This window comes from Desulfotomaculum sp. OF05-3 (genome assembly GCF_003435535.1).
Taxonomy (GTDB): domain Bacteria; phylum Bacillota; class Clostridia; order Lachnospirales; family Lachnospiraceae; genus Pilosibacter; species Pilosibacter fragilis.
Genome location: NZ_QWGO01000051.1, coordinates 10,941 through 14,878, shown reverse-complemented (window position 1 = coordinate 14,878; position 3,938 = coordinate 10,941). Strand labels below are relative to the sequence as shown.

Annotated in this window: 3 protein-coding genes; 2 read left to right on the top strand and 1 reads right to left on the bottom strand. The window is 49.1% G+C overall.

The genetic code is table 11. The features are described 5' to 3' along the window. The first annotated feature begins 134 nt into the window (after nt 1–134). Both DXA87_RS16480 and DXA87_RS16475 read left to right on the top strand, forming a co-directional pair. Nucleotides 135–2,663, top strand: coding sequence for a heavy metal translocating P-type ATPase (locus DXA87_RS16480; protein WP_117505398.1), 2,529 nt, complete (start codon nt 135–137; stop codon nt 2,661–2,663). A gap of 247 nt (nt 2,664–2,910) precedes the next feature. Further along, nucleotides 2,911–3,234 (top strand): metal-sensing transcriptional repressor, encoded by a 324-nt coding sequence (locus DXA87_RS16475; RefSeq protein WP_117471811.1) that lies wholly within the window; start codon nt 2,911–2,913, stop codon nt 3,232–3,234. A 3-nt stretch (nt 3,235–3,237) separates the two neighbouring features. Here DXA87_RS16475 and DXA87_RS16470 read toward each other — a convergent pair whose 3' ends face one another. Further along, nucleotides 3,238–3,489, bottom strand: a complete 252-nt coding sequence (locus DXA87_RS16470) for a hypothetical protein (RefSeq protein ID WP_117505396.1) — start codon at nt 3,487–3,489, stop codon at nt 3,238–3,240. Nucleotides 3,490–3,938 lie beyond the last annotated feature (449 nt).

Below are 3,938 nucleotides of genomic sequence, written 5' to 3'. Positions count from 1 at the left end.
CTTCAAGTGTTAGCTAAGTGGAGGGAGTATGTCACAGAAAAAATCTCAAATACAGGTCTTGACATTTCTGCCGTTCGTGCTATTATTTACATATACCCCGTATGGGTATATGCAAATAGAAAGGAACGACAAAGATGGAACAGTATACAATAACAGGAATGAGCTGTGCTGCCTGCCAGACCCGCGTGGAGAAGGCAGTTTCCAAAGTACCGGGCGTTATCTCCTGTTCCGTGAGCCTGCTCACGAACTCGATGGGTGTCGAAGGTACAGCTTCTTCCTCAGAAATTATCGCGGCAGTTCAGGCTGCCGGTTACGGCGCGTCCGTAAAAGGAGTGGAAAAAGCAGACAGATCCGGAAACGTCACTCTCTATGATGAATCTGCCCTGGAAGACCATGAAACCCCGGCCTTAAAGAAGAGACTCATTTCCTCCATCGGCTTCCTCTTAGTCCTCATGTATTTCTCCATGGGACACATGATGTGGAACTGGCCGCTTCCGGCTTTCTTCAACGGAAACCATGTGGCGATGGGGCTTTTGCAGCTCCTTCTCACCGTGATCGTCATGGTGATCAACCAGAAATTCTTTATCAGTGGCTTTAAGGGCCTGCTCCACGGTTCTCCCAATATGGATACTCTGGTAGCACTGGGCTCCAGTGCTTCCTTTGCCTGGAGCACCTATGCCTTGTTTATGATGACAGATGCTCAGGTAAAAGGGAACGCGGATGCAGTCATGAGCTATATGCACGAGTTCTACTTTGAGTCCGCGGCGATGATCTTAACCCTTATCACCGTCGGGAAAATGCTGGAAGCGAGATCAAAGGGACGCACCACAGATGCCTTAAAAGGTTTAATGAAGCTGGCCCCGAAGACCGCCGTGATCGAAAAGGACGGTGTTGAGACTACGGTTCCGATCGCCCAGGTTAAAAAAGGCGATATTTTCGTGGTCCGTCCGGGTGAAAATATACCCGTGGATGGTATCGTCTTAGAGGGAAACAGCGCAGTAAATGAATCTGCTCTCACCGGGGAGAGTATTCCGGTGGATAAGGAGGCAGGTGACCCTGTCTCGGCTGCGACATTAAATCAGTCTGGCTTTATCCGCTGCGAGGCATCGAGAGTCGGAGAGGATACCACACTCTCCCAGATCATAAAAATGGTCAGCGATGCGGCGGCAACAAAAGCGCCCATCGCGAAGATCGCCGATAAGGTATCCGGCGTATTTGTACCTGCCGTGATCACGATCGCGATCATCACGACCATCGGCTGGCTCCTCGCAGGCGAGACCATGGCCTTCGCCTTAGCCCGAGGGATCTCCGTTCTCGTCATCAGCTGCCCGTGTGCATTAGGACTTGCAACGCCGGTAGCCATCATGGTGGGAAACGGAATGGGAGCGAAGAACGGAATCCTTTTTAAGACAGCAGTTTCGCTGGAAGAAACGGGAAAAGTAGAGATCGTTGCCTTAGATAAGACGGGGACCATCACAAGCGGGGAACCCCGCGTGACAGATCTCGTTCCGGAAGAGGGAGTGAGCGAGTCAGAACTTCTTTCCTTGGCATACGCTCTCGAGAAGAAGAGCGAGCATCCGCTGGCGAAGGCAGTCCTCTTAAAGGGTGAGGAAATGGGGCTTTCCGCAGCTGATGTGACAGATTTTGCGGCACTTCCCGGAAACGGACTTTCTGCGAAATTAAATGGAAATACGATCTACGGCGGAAACATGAAGTTTGTCGGAACTCATGTGGCTGTTCCGGAAGATATGAAGAAGAAATCCGAAGCTCTCGCGGAGAGCGGAAAGACTCCGTTATTCTTTGCGGAGAATGAGAAGCTTGTGGGCATCATCGCTGTTGCGGATATGATCAAGGAAGACAGCCCACAGGCAATCAGGGAGCTGCAGAACATGGGAATCCATGTAGTCATGCTGACCGGTGATAATGAGCGCACCGCAAAGGCTGTCGGAAAAGAAGCCGGTGTCGATGAGGTCATCGCCGGAGTCCTCCCGGATGGTAAGGAGAGTGTGATCAGAAAGCTCAAGGAAAAAGGCAAGGTTGCCATGGTCGGCGACGGGATCAATGATGCTCCGGCCCTCACAAGAGCCGATATGGGAATCGCCATCGGAGCCGGAACCGACGTCGCTATCGATGCGGCGGACGTGGTCCTCATGAAGAGCCGCTTATCCGATGTCCCGGCAGCGATCCGCTTAAGCCGTGCGACGCTTACGAATATCCACGAGAATCTGTTCTGGGCATTTTTCTACAATGTGATCGGGATCCCGCTTGCCATGGGACTCTGGATCCCGGTATTCGGCTGGAAACTGAATCCGATGTTTGGTGCCGCAGCCATGAGCTTATCCAGCTTCTGCGTTGTATCCAACGCCCTGCGCTTAAATTTCTTTGATATCCGGCGTTCCGACAGGGACAAAAAGATAAAAACAAAAATCCATAACAATAAAGAAAAGGAGAGTAACATGATGGAAAAGACATTAAAAGTTGAAGGTATGATGTGTCCGCACTGCGAGGCAACTGTAAAAAAAGCACTTGAGGCCATTGACGGCGTATCCGTTGCAGAGGCAGATCACGTAAAAGGAACCGCAACGGTGACACTCACAAAAGATGTTCCGACCGAAGTGCTTAAAAAAGCCATCGAGGATAAGGATTACAAGGTGATCGGTTGAGAGTTGACTGCAAAAAATGATTGAATATCAGCTGCCCCGGGATGAAAGATTCCCGGGGTGGCTTTCCTGCTATATAGGCAAATGCCTGTGAGGCAGATCAGAGAAGAAAACATGATATCGTAGGAACGTAAAATTGGGGAGGTTGTGCATGGAGAAAAAATCATGTTGCTGTGCCGGAGAAGCGGAGACAGTAAATGTAAATATGGAGACAACAGGGGTAATAGGAGCAGAAGCAACAGCAAATACGGTGACTGCCGAAACAGAAACACCGTCCGATGACGCTGTCTGCCACTGCCGCCACAAACATAGAACAGAAAAGGAAGAGAAAGATCTTCTGACACGCTTAAACCGCATTGAGGGGCAGGTCCGTGGCATCAAAGCTATGGTTCAGGACGAACGCTACTGCCCGGATATCCTGGTTCAGGTATCTGCCGTCCAGTCTGCCTTAAACGGCTTTTGCAAAGTTCTCTTATCCAACCACATCAAAACCTGCGTGGTGGAAGATATCAAGAACGGAAACGAGGAGACCGCTGTGGCGGAGCTCTGCGAGACGATTAAGAAGATGATGTAGCCATTACCCAATCGTTCGATAAGTGAAAAGCGCGAAGCCGAGGATACAGAGGGACGCGATGATCTCGCTGATGATCCGGATGATGGTATTTGGGGCGCCGTTGCCGGCGATCCGGTGGATGATCCGGATACTCACAGTGATCGCTGCAAGAATGATCAGTGTGAAATACGCAGTTCGCAACGGAATGACATTGAAAGCGCCGAGACCGGCAGCGATCAGCATGGCAATGGAAAGAAGGATTCTGATTGCTTTCATAAAAACGCCCCCTCTGGATATAAAATTACGGGAAAATTAAGTTGAACGCATATGAGCTCTGATGTGTGATCCCGGTCAGCGCAGGCTGACAAATTCTTTCCAGGATCACAGCATACCTTCGCAGTGCGTTTCTCTCAGATGGAGATGATATTCCCGCTCGGAAAGGTTGTTATGCTCTGGCCCTTATAGAAGCGGGACTTCTCGATTGAGATAAGCAGATGCGATGAGTTCTCTTTTTGATATTATAACACTATTCTGCTCAAAAAGAAAACTTTTCTGTAAATATCTTTTCGAAAATTTAATCCGTCAGGCATGTGTGACAGATTGAAAATGGGAAGAAGAGTAGAAAATGTAGATAATGTAGAAAAAATGCAAAAAATAGAAAAAAAATCAAAAAAAGCAGTTGACATTTTCATAAATCTATATTATACTTACGTACGTAATCGAGA

What these genes read in the sequence shown, in the direction of transcription:
- DXA87_RS16470 (WP_117505396.1), bottom strand. Translation starts at nt 3,489, where the DNA reads ATGAAAGCAATCAGAATCCTTCTTTCCATTGCCATGCTGATCGCTGCC.
- DXA87_RS16480 (WP_117505398.1), top strand. Translation starts at nt 135, where the DNA reads ATGGAACAGTATACAATAACAGGAATGAGCTGTGCTGCCTGCCAGACC.